Source organism: Falsiroseomonas sp., from assembly GCF_030695085.1.
Taxonomy (GTDB): Bacteria; Pseudomonadota; Alphaproteobacteria; order Acetobacterales; family Acetobacteraceae; genus Falsiroseomonas.
The window spans coordinates 21,421-35,008 of record NZ_JAUYTS010000172.1 but is presented as its reverse complement, the minus strand read 5'-3'; the positions used below and the strand labels follow the sequence as shown (position 1 = coordinate 35,008).

At 70.8% G+C, this 13,588-nt stretch carries 15 protein-coding genes; 9 read left to right on the top strand and 6 right to left on the bottom strand.

From position 1 onward, the window contains the following. The first annotated feature begins 79 nt into the window (after positions 1-79). Together Q8S40_RS19100 and Q8S40_RS19095 are read left to right on the top strand one after the other, a co-directional pair. Entirely contained in the window at positions 80-859 is a 780-nt protein-coding gene (locus Q8S40_RS19100) for a glycosyltransferase family 2 protein (protein WP_305671671.1), read from the top strand. An 8-nt stretch (positions 860-867) separates the two neighbouring features. Continuing rightward, positions 868-2,082: an O-antigen ligase family protein gene (locus tag Q8S40_RS19095; protein ID WP_305671670.1), complete on the top strand. Its 1,215-nt coding sequence runs from the start codon at positions 868-870 to the stop codon at positions 2,080-2,082. Here the strand turns inward: Q8S40_RS19095 and Q8S40_RS19090 are convergent. The 5 genes from Q8S40_RS19090 to Q8S40_RS19070 form a co-directional block, all read right to left on the bottom strand. Further along, the gene (locus tag Q8S40_RS19090; protein WP_305671669.1) at positions 2,079-2,987 is read right to left on the bottom strand and encodes a S1C family serine protease; all 909 of its coding nucleotides are present in this window, start codon (positions 2,985-2,987) and stop codon (positions 2,079-2,081) included. The two genes, Q8S40_RS19095 and Q8S40_RS19090, sit on opposite strands and share 4 nt — an antisense overlap. 65 nt (positions 2,988-3,052) lie before the next feature. Next, positions 3,053-3,811, bottom strand: a complete 759-nt coding sequence (gene radC / locus Q8S40_RS19085) for a RadC family protein (RefSeq protein ID WP_305671668.1) — start codon at positions 3,809-3,811, stop codon at positions 3,053-3,055. A gap of 62 nt (positions 3,812-3,873) precedes the next feature. Beyond that, positions 3,874-4,263: a DUF2306 domain-containing protein gene (locus Q8S40_RS19080; protein ID WP_305671667.1), complete on the bottom strand. Its 390-nt coding sequence runs from the start codon at positions 4,261-4,263 to the stop codon at positions 3,874-3,876. 27 nt (positions 4,264-4,290) lie between these two features. Further along, positions 4,291-5,097, bottom strand: coding sequence for a type I methionyl aminopeptidase (gene map, locus Q8S40_RS19075; RefSeq protein ID WP_305671666.1), 807 nt, complete (start codon positions 5,095-5,097; stop codon positions 4,291-4,293). A gap of 101 nt (positions 5,098-5,198) precedes the next feature. After that, positions 5,199-6,071, bottom strand: coding sequence for a methyltransferase domain-containing protein (locus Q8S40_RS19070; RefSeq protein WP_371136861.1), 873 nt, complete (start codon positions 6,069-6,071; stop codon positions 5,199-5,201). A gap of 85 nt (positions 6,072-6,156) precedes the next feature. Between Q8S40_RS19070 and Q8S40_RS19065 the strand changes: the two genes are divergently transcribed. The 5 genes from Q8S40_RS19065 to Q8S40_RS19045 are packed head-to-tail and all read left to right on the top strand — an operon-like array spanning position 6,157 to position 10,035. Next, positions 6,157-7,731 (top strand): rhodanese-like domain-containing protein, encoded by a 1,575-nt coding sequence (locus Q8S40_RS19065; RefSeq protein WP_305671664.1) that lies wholly within the window; start codon positions 6,157-6,159, stop codon positions 7,729-7,731. Continuing rightward, positions 7,709-8,482: a double zinc ribbon domain-containing protein gene (locus Q8S40_RS19060; RefSeq protein WP_305671663.1), complete on the top strand. Its 774-nt coding sequence runs from the start codon at positions 7,709-7,711 to the stop codon at positions 8,480-8,482. The genes Q8S40_RS19065 and Q8S40_RS19060 overlap by 23 nt, the downstream gene beginning before the upstream one ends. 49 nt (positions 8,483-8,531) lie before the next feature. Continuing rightward, positions 8,532-8,789, top strand: coding sequence for a glutaredoxin 3 (grxC, locus tag Q8S40_RS19055; RefSeq protein WP_304808451.1), 258 nt, complete (start codon positions 8,532-8,534; stop codon positions 8,787-8,789). Continuing rightward, the gene (locus tag Q8S40_RS19050; protein WP_371136860.1) at positions 8,767-9,333 is read left to right on the top strand and encodes a DUF1178 family protein; all 567 of its coding nucleotides are present in this window, start codon (positions 8,767-8,769) and stop codon (positions 9,331-9,333) included. The genes grxC and Q8S40_RS19050 overlap by 23 nt, the downstream gene beginning before the upstream one ends. 15 nt (positions 9,334-9,348) lie before the next feature. Next, entirely contained in the window at positions 9,349-10,035 is a 687-nt protein-coding gene (locus Q8S40_RS19045) for a hypothetical protein (protein ID WP_305671662.1), read from the top strand. 350 nt (positions 10,036-10,385) lie between these two features. Here the strand turns inward: Q8S40_RS19045 and ubiG are convergent, their stop codons facing one another. After that, positions 10,386-11,081, bottom strand: coding sequence for a bifunctional 2-polyprenyl-6-hydroxyphenol methylase/3-demethylubiquinol 3-O-methyltransferase UbiG (gene ubiG, locus Q8S40_RS19040; protein WP_305671661.1), 696 nt, complete (start codon positions 11,079-11,081; stop codon positions 10,386-10,388). 144 nt (positions 11,082-11,225) lie between these two features. Between ubiG and Q8S40_RS19035 the strand changes: the two genes are divergently transcribed. Next, the gene (locus Q8S40_RS19035) at positions 11,226-12,467 is read left to right on the top strand and encodes an aspartate kinase (protein ID WP_305671660.1); all 1,242 of its coding nucleotides are present in this window, start codon (positions 11,226-11,228) and stop codon (positions 12,465-12,467) included. 4 nt (positions 12,468-12,471) lie between these two features. Then, on the top strand, positions 12,472-13,515 hold the full coding sequence (locus Q8S40_RS19030) for a nitronate monooxygenase family protein (protein WP_305671659.1): 1,044 nt from the start codon (positions 12,472-12,474) through the stop codon (positions 13,513-13,515). The last annotated feature ends 73 nt before the right edge of the window (positions 13,516-13,588 follow it).

The following is a 13,588-nucleotide window of genomic DNA, read 5'->3' as shown; positions in this document are numbered from 1 at the left end:
CCCTTTGGCGGGGGTGCAGGGGGCAGCGCCCCCTGCAAACAACCAGCGCCCATTTTCCAGCCCTTTCGAGGCCAGTCCGATGTCCCCACCCCGCCTGTCGGCGCTGATTGTCGCGCGGAATGAGGAGCAGCGGTTGCCGGCGTGTTTGGCGTCGGTGGCGTTTGCGGATGAGGTGGTGGTGGTGTTGGACCGCAGCACCGATGGGTCCGCGGCGTTGGCGCGGGCGGCGGGGGCTGTGGTGGTAGAGGGGGGGTGGGAGTTGGAGGGTGCGCGGCGCAATGCCGGCATTGCCGCCTGTACCGGTGACTGGGTGCTGGAGGTGGATGCGGATGAGCGGGTCAGTCCGGATCTGGCGGTGGCGGTGCGGCGGGTGATCGGCGAGTCGGGCTTCGCCTGGCATCAGGTCATGGTCGATAATTACGTGGGGGATCGGCTGATCCGCTTTGGCTGGGCGGGCAGTTTCGGGACCACTTCGGTGCCGCGCCTGTTCCGGCGGGGTGCCAAGCAGTGGCGGGCGCAGCGGGTGCATCCGGGGTTGGATTGGGTGGGCGAGCAGGGGCCGCGGATCGAGCAGGGGGCGCTGGTGCATCTGGTCGATCGGGACGTGTCGGACATGCTGCGGCGGCTGGACAAGTATTCCTCGGCCAAGGCGGCGGATCTGCTGGAAAGCGGGAACATCGGCAGCCTGGCCGCCAATCTGCGGCGTTTCGTCTCGCGCGGGTTCAAATCCTATGTGTCGCGGAAGGGGTATCGGGAGGGCGCCTGGGGTGTGCTGCTGGCTTTCTGCACGGGGGCGTTTCCGTTGCTGTCCTATCTGAAGGCACGGCTGGAGCCGGAGCGGCATGGGGGGCGGAAGTGATGGCGCCGGTGAGCCTGGCCTGGCATCGCAGCCCGACCACGCCGGTGGCGGTGCTGCTGGCGGTGGCGCCGGGCCTGGCCGTGGCGCAGTTCCGCGCAATGGCGCTGGCCGTGACGGTGGCGCTTCTGCTGACGGTGGTGACGCATCGCCGCGTGCGGGGCGCCTGGCCTTGGCCCCGGCCGGGAATGGAGATGGAGCGGGTCGGCTGGCTGGCGGTGGCGCTGCTCGGCTGGTGCGCGGTGGCGGCGCTGTGGTCGCCGGAGCCGGGGCGGGCGGTGCAGACCATCGGCGGGCTGGCGGCGCTGCTGGGCCTGGCGCTGATGGCGGCGCGGGCGCTGGCGGAGGAAGCGGCGCCGCGGCGGCTGGCCCTCGCGCTGGCGGGCGGGCTGGCGGTGGGGTTGGCGCTTGCGGCGGTGGACCATGCCAGCGGCAATTGGTTGCGGCTGGCGGTGCGCGGCTTTCCGGACATGCCGGCGATCAGCTTCGGGCTGAAGCCGGCCATGTCCCTGATGATGCTGCTGCTGCCGCTGGTGCTGGCGGTGCCGATGGCCTGGGCGCTGCGGGGGGTGCTGGTGGCGGCGGGGCTGGCGGTGGTGCTGTGGCTGCCGGCGGATTCCGCCAAGATCGCGGCGCTGGCGGGGCTGGCGGCGGGCGGGCTGGCGATGCTCCTGCCGCGTGCCGCGCCGCGCCTGGCCGCGCTGGGCTTCGCCGCCTTCAGCGTGGCGGGGCCGTTGGTCTTCACCTTCGGCCTGGCCCAGGCACCGTCGCTGGAGCCGCTGCCACGATCCGCCGCGCACCGCGTCCTGATCTGGGATTTCGTGGTGGACCGGATTGCCGAGAAGCCGCTGCTCGGTTGGGGCATGGAGGCCAGCCGCGCGATTCCGGGTGGCAGCGAGAACTTCCCGCGCGCCGATCTGGACCGCTACGGCCTGACCTCGCCGGAGGCGCGGGCCTGGTTCAGCGCGCCGGCAGCCCGCCGCCTGCCGCTGCACACCCACAATGCCGCCTTGCAGATCTGGCTGGAGCTGGGGCTGGTGGGGGCTCTGCTGGGTGCGGCGCTGGGCGCCGCGGCGCTGCTGGCCGCCGGTGCCAGCCCGGCGGGCTTCGGCATGGCCGTATCGGCGGTGGTGACCTGGCAGCTTTCCTTCGGCGTGTGGCAACCCTGGTGGGTGGCCTCCGTCCTGCTGGCCGCCGTGGTCGCCTGGATGCTGCGAAAAAGCTAACCCATGCAGCGCATGAACAGGGTGGAGGGGTGCGCGATCTCGCCCACCTCCGCCGCCGTGCGCGCCGGGCCATCCGCCAAGATGGGCGTGATGCCGGCATCGCGCAGGAAGTCCACCGCCTCGTTGCCCTTCACCGCGAAGTTCACATTCTGCGGGATGTCGCCGGTGCGCTGCGCCACGCGGGCGGCGTTGAGCTTGGAGACGATGACGCCGACCACATGGCCGGCCAGGTCCAGCAGCGGCCCGCCCGAATTGCCCGGCTGCACCGGGGCGGAGATCTGGAATTGCCGCTGGTCATCCGCCAGCCCGGCCAGGGCTGAGACCTCCCCCGTCGTCAGCGTCGGGCCGGAGGACAGCATGCCGGCGAGCGGGAAGCCGTAGGTCACCACGCCTTCGCCGCGGCGGATGTTCATCTCCCGCCGGAAGGACAGGGCCGGGCCGGCGTTCCGCGGCACCTCGATCAGCGCCAGGTCGCGCTGGCGGTCGGCGCGCAGCACGCGGGCGGTGGCGTCCGTGCCATCGGCCAGGCGCACGCGCACGGCGCGGCAGCGTTCCACCACATGGGCGTTGGTCAGCGCCCGCCCCGGCGCCACGACGAAGCCGGTGCCGGAGGACACCATCCGCCCGGTGCCCGCCGCCGGCGGTGCGCCTGGCTTGCCGGGTACCATGCCGGCCTGGGGGCCGGGGGGTACCATGCCGGCCTGGGGGCCGGGGGGCACCATGCCGGCCTGCGGCCCGGCGGGCAGCGGTGGCGGCTTGCTGGTGGGCAGCGGCGGGAAGCCCTGGCTGAATCCGGGCATGTTGCTCGGCGGCGGCTTGCCCTGGCCGAAGGCGGCCCCGCTGGCCAAAAGGCCAGGGAGCAGGCCGAGAAGCAGGGCAGGAATCAGCTTCGAGGGGCGGGGCATGTTTCGGTAGCATGCCCAACCCCGGCGGCTGCGGTCAACGCTGGCAGGTTGCGCCCTGTTTCGGGCTACAACAGCCCCTCCCGCCGGAAGGACAGGTGGCGGCCATTGCCGACGATCAGGTGGTCATGCACCGTGATGCCGAGCACGCTGGCCGCCGCCTTCACTTCCTGCGTCATCTCGATATCGGCGCGGGAGGGGGTGGGATCGCCGGAGGGGTGGTTGTGCACCAGGATCAGCGCGGTGGCCTGCAATTCCAGCGCGCGCTTCACCACCTCCCGCGGATAGACCGGGGTGTGGTTCACCGTGCCGCGGGCCTGCGCCTCATCGGCGATCAGGCGGTTCTTGCTGTCGAGGAAAAGCAAGCGGAACTGCTCGATGGATTCCCGGGCCAGCGCGGCGGAGAGGTAGGAGATCAGCCGGTCCCAGTTGTTCAGCACGGGCTGGTCCTTCACCTCCGCCCGCATCATCCGCAGCGCCGCGCCATGCACGGTCTTCAGCGCCGCCGCGCCGGCCTCCCCCATCCCCTCCACCTGCTGCAGGTCTCGCGCGGGGGCGGCGATGGCGTTCGCGAAACTGCCGAAGCGGGCGAGCAGGGCGCGGGCGATGGGCTTGGTGTCCCGGCGCGGCAGCGCCTGGAACAGCAGCATCTCCAGCATCTCGTGGTCCAGCAGGCTGTCCGGGCCCGAGGTCAGCAGGCGGGTCCGCATGCGGGCGCGGTGGCCGAGATGGCCGGGCGGCGGCGCCTCCGCCGGCTCGGGCGTGACGGCGGTGAACAGCCCGCCGAACCCGGCGCTGGCCTCGGAGAATTGCGGCTTGCGGGCCATCCTGGCTCCCCTGATCGGATACCAGGGTGCAACGAAGCCGGGGGATGTTCAACCGTCGCGCGTCACCAGCCGAAGACGACCGCGCCCATGATGCGGCCGGGCAGCAGGGTGAAGGCGCCTGCGATGACCAGCGCGCCGAGGAACAGGCTCATCATGCTGCGCCGGTGCGTGACCACCCGACCGCGCCGGGCGGCCAGCACCGCCAGTGGCAGCATCAGCAGGGTCCAGCCGGAAATCAGGTGGATCCAGGAATAGGCGCCGCGCGAGGTGATCCAGAAGGAGGAAAGCGCGACCACCGCCATCAGCCCGACCCAGGCCCAACCCAGCGTCCGGTGCGGCAGGGTTCCCTTCGGCGCCAGCACCTGCACCAGCCCCAGGCCCAGCGCCGCCAGGGCGGCGAAGGCGTGCAGCTGGATGGTGGCGGAGGCGGCGAGCAGCGGCGTGAGGCTCATGCGCCCGAAAGGCCCGCCCCAGCCCGGTCAGGCGCCGAAGGGCGGTTTGTGCAGCCCGGCGGGGGAGAGGGTGAAGATCTCCACGCCATCCTCCGTCACGCCGACCATATGCTCGAACTGCGCCGAAAGGCTGCGGTCGCGGGTCACGGCGGTCCAGCCATCATCTAGCACCTTCACCTCCGGGCGCCCGGCATTCACCATCGGCTCCACCGTGAAGAACATGCCGGGCTTGAGGACAGGGCCTTCGCCGCGACGGCCGAAATGCAGCACGTTGGGGGGTTCGTGGAAGCGCCGGCCGATGCCATGGCCGCAGAAGTCCCGCACCACGGAAAAGCGGTTGCGCTCCACATAGGATTGGATGGCGTGGCCGATATCCCCCAGCGTGGCGCCCGGCTTGATGACCGCGATGCCGCGCATCATCGATTCATAGGTGACATCCATCAGCAGCCGCGCCTTGGTGGCGGCCGTGCCGGCCACATACATGCGGCTGGTATCGCCATGCCAGCCATCCAGGATGACCGTCACGTCGATATTGATGATGTCCCCATCCAGCAGCACCCGGTCCCCCGGAATGCCGTGGCAGACCACATGGTTGATCGAGGTGCAGGAGGATTTGGTGTAGCCGCGATAACCCAGCGTCGCCGGGATGGCGTTCTGGGCCAGGATGTGGTCGTGGATCAGCCGGTCGATCGCCTCCGTCGTGATCCCCGGCTGGATGTGCGGGGTGATCATGTCGAGGGTTTCCGCCGCAAGCCGGCCGGCACGCCGCATCCCCTCGAAATCGGCGGGGGCGTGAAGGGTGATGCGACGGCTCTCGCCGCCTTGCTGCTCCATGATGTGCTGACCGTCCGGATTTGCTGCGAATATATGTGGGTGAAGATGCGCTGCGGTCCCAGGGGATGCAAGGCGCGGGGGTGCGGGTCTGGGCTGCGCCCCTAATTCGGCCGCTCGCCCGCCTTGCGTTCGGTCGTGCCCAGCGCATCCGCCAGGCGATGCGTGGCACTGCCGGGGCGGGCGGGTTTCTGCTGGCTTTCATGCGGCGCCCAGCCGGTCAGCATCAGCAGGCGCAGGCCGGGCGTGATGCCTTGGTCGCCTTCGGGCAGCGCGGCGGCGGCCATCGGGAACAGGGCGCGCGGCGGGGTGCGCGGGTCGCGCGCCAGCACGGCATTGCCCTCCCCGGCGGCGCGCAGATCCGCCAGCAGGGCGAAGGGGGTGCGGTAGGCCAGGCCCACCTCCTCCACATCCGCCACCGGCAGGGCGAAGCCGGCGCGTTGCAGCAGCCCGGCGGCGTCGCGCAGTTCCGGGAAGGGGGAAATGCGGGGCGAAAGCCCACCGCGCAGGGTGCTTTCCGCCTCCGCCAGCGCCTGGCGCAGCGGCTGCAGGGTGCCGAGGCCGGGCAGGGAGGCCAGGAACAGCCCATCCGGCGCCAGCGCGCGCCGGATTTGAATCAGTGCGCCCGGCAGGTCGTTCACCCAATGCAGCGACAGGGACGCCACGATCAGGTCGAAGCTCTCCGGCGCGAAGGGCAGAAATTCCTCATCCGCCGCCACCGCCAGGCCGCCGGCGCGCGCCGCCATGGCGGGGGACAGATCCGTGGAGATGACGGAGGCGATGCCGCGCGCGCGCAGCATCGGCGCCACCACGCCGCGGCCGCCAATCTCCAGCGCGCGGCTGAAGCGGCGCGTCGTATCCTCCAGCCGGTCGAGCAGCCGCTCCGCGCAATCCGCCAGGATCGGCGCCACCTGATCCACCGTGGCGGCCGCCCGGTCGCGCCGCCGGCGCACCAGCTTGCGGTCGAAAACCTGCATCGCATCCATCCCCGGCAGATGCGCCCGCTTCGCCCCGGCGGCAAGCCGGTCTAGCCTTTCGGCAAGGAATGAGGACGCGCCACACATGACCGCACGGATTGCCCCCGCCACCTTGAAAGCCTGGCTGCGGGATGGCGGGGAGCTCGCCATCCTGGATGCGCGGGAGGAGGGGGAATTCGGCGCCTCCCACCTGTTCTGGGCGGTGCCCTGCCCCTTGTCCCAGGCCGAATTGCGCGCGCCGGGCCTGCTGCCGCGCCGCGATGTGCGGGTGGTGTGTACGGATGGCGGGGCGGGCCATGCAGAACGGCTGGCCACCGTACTGCAAAGCCTGGGCTGCGCCGATGTGGCGGTGCTGGAGGGTGGCACGCCCGCCTGGCAGGCGGCGGGGTATGAGTTGTTCTCCGGCGTGAACGTGCCCTCCAAGGCCTTTGGCGAATGGGTGGAGCATCACTACGAAACCCCCTCCGTCGATGCCACGGAACTGGCCGCGATGCAGGCGGCGGGGGAGGATCTGCTGGTGGTGGATAGCCGCCCGATGGCGGAATTCCATGCCATGTCCATCCCCGGCGCCATCGACGTGCCGGGGGCGGAACTGGCCTATCGGGTGCCGGGCATGCTGGCGCGGCCCAGCACCACGGTGGTGGTGAACTGCGCCGGCCGCACGCGATCGATCCTCGGCGCCGAAAGCCTGCGTCGGGCCGGGCTGCCGAACCGGGTGGTGGCTTTGCGCAACGGCACGATGGGCTGGGAACTGGCCGGCTTCACCTGCAACCGCGGCCGGGAGGAGCGCTACGCCGCGGGCACCCCCGCCGATGCCGCCGAGACCCTTTTGCGCGCCCGCCGCTTCGCGGAGGGGGTGGGCGTGCGCTGGACCGATCGCGCCGGCCTCACGGCGATGCAGGCCGAGGCCGGGCGCAGCACCTACCTTCTGGATGTGCGCGACCCGGCCGAATTCGCCGCCGGCCATTTGCCGGGCTCGGCCAGCGCGCCGGGCGGGCAATTGGTGCAGGCCACCGATGGCTGGGTGGCGGTGCGCGGGGCGCGGATTGTGCTGGTGGACGACACCGGCACCCGCGCCGCGATGACCGCCGGCTGGCTGCGCCAATTGGGCGGTTGGGAGGTCTTTGTTCTCTCCGACGGCCTGCAAGGTAAGCTGGAGACCGGCGCCGTCACGCCCCGCCTGCCGGATGCGCTGCGCCCGGATATCCCCCGCGTGGCGCCGGATGCGGTGCGGGCCGGGGCGGTGGCGGTGGTCGATCTCGCCCGGTCGCTCGCCTTCCGCGCCGGCCATATCCCGGGCGCCATCTGGGGCGTGCGGACGCGCCTCGATGCCGTGCTGCCGCGCCTGCCAGCCGGGCGGCCGGTGGTGGTGGCGGCGCCCTCGCCAGACCTTGCCGCCCTCGGCGCGGCGGAGTTGCGCGGGCTGGGCGTGGCGGAGGTCGCGGTGCTGGAGGGCGGCACGGCAGCCTGGCAGGCGGCCGGCTTCCCGCTGGAATCCGGCCGCACCGACCCGCCGGACGAGGCCTGCATCGACGCCTATCTGCGCCCCTATGACCGCAACAGCGGCGTCGAGGACGCCATGCGCGCCTATCTCGCCTGGGAGATCGACCTGGTGCATGCGGTGGAGCGCGATGGCGATGCCCCCTTCGGCGCCTGGTAGCGCGCTTCTCAACAGGCTGGGCCGCATCGCGCTGGATACGCTGCTGCCGCCCAACTGCCTGACCTGCGAGGCGCCGGTGGAGCGCCAGGGCACGCAATGCGGCGACTGTTTTCGCCTGCTGACCCAGGTGACGGCGCCCTACTGCGCACATTGCGGCGTGCCTTTCATCCATGCCGGCCAGGCCGGGCCGGGCGGGGTCTGCCCATCCTGCCTCGCCCGCCCGCCCGCCTTCGCCGCCGCCCGCGCGGCGCTGCGCTATGATGCCGGGGCGCAGCGCCTGGTGCTGCCCTTCAAGCATGCGGACCGGCCGGAACTGGCCGGGCCGCTGGCGGCGATGATGGCGCGTGCCGGGGCGGAACTGCTCGGCCGGGCGGATCTGCTGGCGCCGGTGCCGCTGCATTGGCGGCGGCTGCTGGCGCGGCGCTACAACCAGGCGGCGCTGCTCGCCCGGCGGCTGGCCGTGCTGTCCGGCCGGCCCTGCATCCCGGACCTGCTGCGGCGCCCTCGCGCCACGCCGCCGTTGGGTGACCGCAGCGCGGCGGAACGCGCCGCATTGCTCGCCGGCGCCTTCCGCCTGACGCCGGCCGCGGCGCGGCGCGTGGCCGGCCGGCGGGTGCTGCTGGTGGATGATGTGATGACCTCCGGCGCCACGGCGGAGGCCTGCGCGCTGGCGCTGCTGGCGGCCGGCGCCACCGCGGTGGATGTGCTGGCCGCCGCCCGCGTGCCGGACCCGCGCCTGGCGGAAGGCTGACCGCAGCGGGAGGCTTGACCGCAGCCCCGCGCGGCCCGATTTCAGCAAAATGGCCAAGATCGAGATCTACACCCAGGATTTCTGCCCCTATTGCTCGCGCGCCATGGCGCTGCTGACCCGCAAGGGGGTGGAGTTCGAGGAAAAATACGCGCCCAATGGCTCGGATGCCCGGCGGGAGGCGCAGACGCGTTCCGGTGGTCGCACCTCCGTGCCGCAAATCTTCATCGATGGCCGCCATATCGGCGGCTGCGACGATCTGATGGCGCTGGACCGCAAGGGCGGGCTTGATCCGCTGCTGGCCGGATGAGGCCCGCGATCCGCAGGGACCGAATGGCATGATCCACTACCAGCTTCGCTGCGCCGCGACGCATGAGTTCGATGGCTGGTTCCAGGACAGCGCGGGCTTCGAGAAGCTGGCCGCTGCCGGCCTGGTGGAGTGCCCGCATTGCGGCAGCACCCAGGTCACCCGCGCCCTGATGGCGCCGGCCGTCCGCAAATCCCGCAAGAAGGCCGCGCCGGCGCCGGTTGTGGAGGAGGACGGCAAGCCCGCCGAGGCGCCCACGCCCCCGCCCACCAGCCCGCCGCCGGAAGATGGCGGCATGTCCCAGCGCGTCGCCGCCGGGCCGATCCCGGCGCAGCTTCTTTCCATGCTGCAGCGCCTGCGCGCCGAGGTGGAGAAATCCTGCGACTATGTCGGCGACGGCTTCGCCGAAGAAGCGCGCAAGATCCACAATGGCGAGGTCGAATCCCGCGGCATCTATGGCGAGGCGACCGAGGCCGAGGCCGAGGCGCTGGCCGAGGACGGCATCGATATCGCCCGCCTGCCCTGGGTCTCGCGCGCGGATAGCTGAACGGAGCCCCTCCGGATGCTCGTCTTCAGCTATGGCATCCCGAAATCCGGCAGCACGCTCGCCTTCGAACTGGCCAAGGCCGTGGCCCGCCTCGGCGGCCACCGCCAGCCCCTGCTGCCGGAGGCGTTGCTGCCCGGCGGCCACAAGGTGAACTTCGCCCAGGCGCTGACGGCCGAGGCGCTGCGCGGCCTGGCGGCGGCGGCGGAGGGGCGCATCCTGCTGGTGAAGACCCATGCCTGCCCCGGCCCGGACTGGGTGGCGGAATACCAGGCGCTGGCGGCGCAGGGGCTGGTCTCGGCCCATGTGAACCACCGCGACCCGCGCGATATCTGCCTGTCCCTGCTGGATGCCGGGCGGCTGGCGCGCAGCCGGGGGGAGGTGGCCTTCGCCGAATTCGTGACGCTGGAGGATGCGGTGGCCGGTGTGCGGCGCTACCTCGGCGAACAGGCCATCTGGGCGGCGCTGCCGCGCACCCTGAAGCTGGACTACACCATCTGCGCCTTCCGCATGGCCGAGGCGGTGGAGGCGATCAAGGCTGATCTGGGGATATCCTGCCCGAACTGGCTGGTGCGGCTGTGGGTGCAGCGCTTTGCCTTCACCTACCGCAACAAGGCGGTGCCCGCCCGGCATGAGCGGGAGCTGAAACCGGAACAGGCCGCCTGGCTCGCCCGGGAATTCACCGCCTGGCTGCCGCGCCGTTAATCATTCGAAATATCACGATGCAGTTCCCCGGGGCCGGCAACGATCCCGCTTGGCCAATCTGCATGCTTCCGCTGTCAACGGGCTTTCGGCGCACCGTCTGCGCGAAGTTTCCCAATGGTTTCTCCACAGCTTTACCCCCGCAAATGTGGAAAACCTTTGTGTGACACTCCGGATACACCGGCCGGGTTCATTAATATTTTCAGGTGCTTCGCGAACACAGAAGGAACATTGCAACGCGGCAAGCTGCCGCCTGGGGTTCCACAGGACATGCCACGGCTTATCCCCAGGGAAATCCCCGGCTTTGGGGATAAGTGCGGCCTTGACCGGCAGGTTTTGCCCAGTGGGGGGCCTCAGCGGCGGGCCATGGCCAGGTAGTTCACCGCCAGGTCGCGCGTTTCCCGCCACTGTCCGGTGGGGGACATGCTCATCCCGGCGAGCTCCGTGATCCGGTAGCCGGTGGGGCGCAGCGCGGCGCCGAGCTCGCCGGGGGTGACGAACATGCGCCAGTCATGCGTTCCCACCGGCAGCAGCCGCAGCAGGTATTCGGCGCCGAGCTTGGCGAACAGGAAGGATCGTGCGGTGCGGTTCAGGGTGGAGAGGAAGATCGGCGCGCCGGGCTTGGCGAGTGCGGCCAGCGCCGCGCAGAACTGCGCGCGGTCAGCCACATGCTCGATCACCTCCAGCGCCACCACGGCATCGAACCGCGCACCCTCCGCCAGCAGATCCTCCGGCGCGCCCTGGCGGTATTCGATGGCCAGCCCACCGGCCGCCGCATGGGTGCGGGCCGCGGCCAGCGCGGCGCCGGCGGCGTCCAGGCCGGTGACGGTGGCGCCCATGCGGGCGAAGGCCTCGGCGGCGAGGCCGGCGCCGCAGCCGGCATCCAGGATGGTCTTGCCGGCCAAATTCCCGCCCAGCCGGTCCGCGATCCAGCGCGTCCGCAGCGCATTCATCCGGTGCAGCGGCTTCATCGGGCCGTCCGGGTCCCACCACTGGCCGGCCAGCGCATCGAATTTGGCCCGCTCGGCCGCCAGCGTCGTGCCATTCATGGCTGCATTTCCTTCGTCGGGCCCCGCGTCACATCCCGGACATGGTTGCCCGCGAGCCATCCCCCCGTTATCTGTCCGCGCCCCGGCGAGGCGCAACAGGGGTTGCCTCGCCCGAACCCCTGGACCTACCCCCCGGACCCGAGCATGGCCCGCATCGTGATGAAGTTCGGCGGCACCTCCGTCGCCGACCTCGACCGTATCCGCAACGTGGCAATGCGCGTGAAGCGCGAGGTGGAGGCTGGCCATGAGGTCGCCGTGGTGGTTTCCGCCATGTCCGGCGTGACCAACCAGCTGGTGAAATGGTGCCAGGAACTGTCGCCGCTGCATGATGCGCGGGAATACGACACGGTGGTGGCGACCGGCGAACAGGTGACCATCGGCCTTCTGGCCATCGCGCTGCAGACGGTGGGGGTGGATGCGCGGTCCTGGCAGGGCTGGCAGGTGCCGATCCGCACCGACAACGCGCATGGCAAGGCGCGCGTCGACAGCATCGAGGGTGCGCTGCTGATCGAGCGGATGCAGATGGGCCAGGTGCCGGTGGTGGCCGGCTTCCAGGGCATCGGCCCGGACAACCGCGTGACCACGCTGGGCCGCGGCGGGTCCGACCTTTCGGCCGTCGCCATCGCCGCCGCCGTCCGCGCGGATCGCTGCGATATCTACACCGATGTGGATGGCGTCTATACGACCGACCCCCGCATCGTGCCGCGCGCCCGCAAGCTGGAAAAGATTTCCTACGAGGAAATGCTGGAACTCGCCTCGGTCGGGGCCAAGGTGTTGCAGACCCGTTCCGTGGAACTCGCCATGAAGCAGCGGGTGCGGGTGCAGGTGCTGTCGAGCTTCGAGGACAAGCCAGGCTCGCTTGTCGTGGATGAGGATGAGATCGTGGAACAGCCCATCGTGTCCGGCATCGCCTATTCGCGGGACGAGGCCAAGGTGACGCTCCGCCGCGTGCCGGACCGGCCCGGCATCGCCGCCTCCGTCTTCGGCCCGCTTTCGGCGGCCAATGTGAATGTGGACATGATCGTCCAGAATCTGGGCGCCGACGGCACCACGGACATGACCTTCACCCTCGGCCGGTCCGACCTGCCGCGCGCCAAGGATCTTCTGGAGAAGCAGCAGGACCAGATCGGCTTCGAGGCGCTGATCGCCGATCCGGATGTTGCGAAGATCTCGGTCGTCGGCATCGGCATGCGGACCCATGCGGGCGTCGCATCCACCATGTTCAAGACGCTGTCGGAGAAGGGCATCAACATCCAGGTGATCTCGACCAGCGAGATCAAGGTGAGCGTGCTGGTCTCCGCCGACTACACCGAGTTGGCGGTGCGCGCGCTGCACACCGCCTATGGGCTGGACGGTCCCGAACCCTCTCGCCGTGGCGAGGGCTGAGCGGATGGATGCGCTGACGACCACAACCCCCCCGGCAGAGTGCCTGGCCGCCGTCGATGCGCTGATGGCGCGTGGCGCCGCCTTCTTCGGCAGCCGCTACGCCATCATGGGTGGCGCCATGTCCTGGGTCAGTGAGCGCAACCTGGTCGCGGCGCTGTCCAATGCCGGCGCCTTCGGCGTCATCGCCTGCGGCGCGATGGAACCGCCGCGCCTGGCGGAGGAAATCATCGCCACCCAGGCGCTGACCCAGAAGCCGTTCGGCGTGAACCTGATCACGATGCACCCCAGGCTGGAACAGCTCGTCCAGACCTGCATCGACCACAAGGTGGGGCACATCGTCTTCGCCGGCGGCATCCCGCCCGGCGCCGCCATCAAGGCGGCCAAGGATGGCGGCGCCAAGGTGGTGTGCTTCGCGCCCGCTCTGGCGCTGGCCAAGAAGCTGGTGCGGTCGGGCGCCGATGCGCTGGTGATCGAGGGCAGCGAGGCCGGGGGGCATATCGGCCCCGTCTCGCTGACCGTGCTGGCGCAGGAGATCCTGCCGCATATCCGCGACGTGCCGGTCTTCGTCGCCGGCGGCATCGGCCGGGGTGAGGCGATCCTGTCCTACCTCGAGATGGGCGCGGCCGGCGCGCAGCTCGGCACGCGCTTCGTCTGCGCCACCGAATCCATCGCGCACGCGAATTTCAAGAAGGCCTTCATCCGCGGCGCCGCGCGGGATGCGCTGCCGACCATCCAGCTGGATGAACGCTTCCCCGTGATCCCGGTGCGCGCGCTGCAGAATGGCGGCACCAAGCGCTTCCTGGAGCATCAGGCGGAAACCATCCGCCGCTTCCTGGCCGGCGAGGTGGAGAAGGGCGCGGCGCAACTCGAGATCGAGCATTTCTGGGCCGGTGCGCTGCGCCGTGCGGTGATCGATGGCGATGTCGAGAACGGATCGCTGATGGCCGGGCAGAGCGTGGGCCTGGTCACGCGCGAACAGCCGGTGGCGGAGATCGTGCAGGAACTCATCACCCAGGCCGCGATGGCGCTGGCGGCGCGCCGCGGATAGCACGACGCATCCGCAGAATTGGCATCGCTCGGGCCGGAATCGGTTTGCGGCGCAATGTGCCGCGCGGTAGGTG

Bases quoted from the DNA above. Each gene is read 5' to 3' on its own strand.
- Q8S40_RS19100 (WP_305671671.1), top strand. From the start codon at position 80: ATGTCCCCACCCCGCCTGTCGGCGCTGATTGTCGCGCGGAATGAGGAG.
- Q8S40_RS19090 (WP_305671669.1), bottom strand. From the start codon at position 2,987: ATGCCCCGCCCCTCGAAGCTGATTCCTGCCCTGCTTCTCGGCCTGCTC.
- radC (WP_305671668.1), bottom strand. From the start codon at position 3,811: ATGGCCCGCAAGCCGCAATTCTCCGAGGCCAGCGCCGGGTTCGGCGGG.
- Q8S40_RS19080 (WP_305671667.1), bottom strand. From the start codon at position 4,263: ATGAGCCTCACGCCGCTGCTCGCCGCCTCCGCCACCATCCAGCTGCAC.
- map (WP_305671666.1), bottom strand. From the start codon at position 5,097: ATGGAGCAGCAAGGCGGCGAGAGCCGTCGCATCACCCTTCACGCCCCC.
- Q8S40_RS19070 (WP_371136861.1), bottom strand. From the start codon at position 6,071: ATGCAGGTTTTCGACCGCAAGCTGGTGCGCCGGCGGCGCGACCGGGCG.
- Q8S40_RS19065 (WP_305671664.1), top strand. From the start codon at position 6,157: ATGACCGCACGGATTGCCCCCGCCACCTTGAAAGCCTGGCTGCGGGAT.
- Q8S40_RS19060 (WP_305671663.1), top strand. From the start codon at position 7,709: ATGCCCCCTTCGGCGCCTGGTAGCGCGCTTCTCAACAGGCTGGGCCGC.
- grxC (WP_304808451.1), top strand. From the start codon at position 8,532: ATGGCCAAGATCGAGATCTACACCCAGGATTTCTGCCCCTATTGCTCG.
- Q8S40_RS19045 (WP_305671662.1), top strand. From the start codon at position 9,349: ATGCTCGTCTTCAGCTATGGCATCCCGAAATCCGGCAGCACGCTCGCC.
- ubiG (WP_305671661.1), bottom strand. From the start codon at position 11,081: ATGAATGGCACGACGCTGGCGGCCGAGCGGGCCAAATTCGATGCGCTG.
- Q8S40_RS19035 (WP_305671660.1), top strand. From the start codon at position 11,226: ATGGCCCGCATCGTGATGAAGTTCGGCGGCACCTCCGTCGCCGACCTC.
- Q8S40_RS19030 (WP_305671659.1), top strand. From the start codon at position 12,472: ATGGATGCGCTGACGACCACAACCCCCCCGGCAGAGTGCCTGGCCGCC.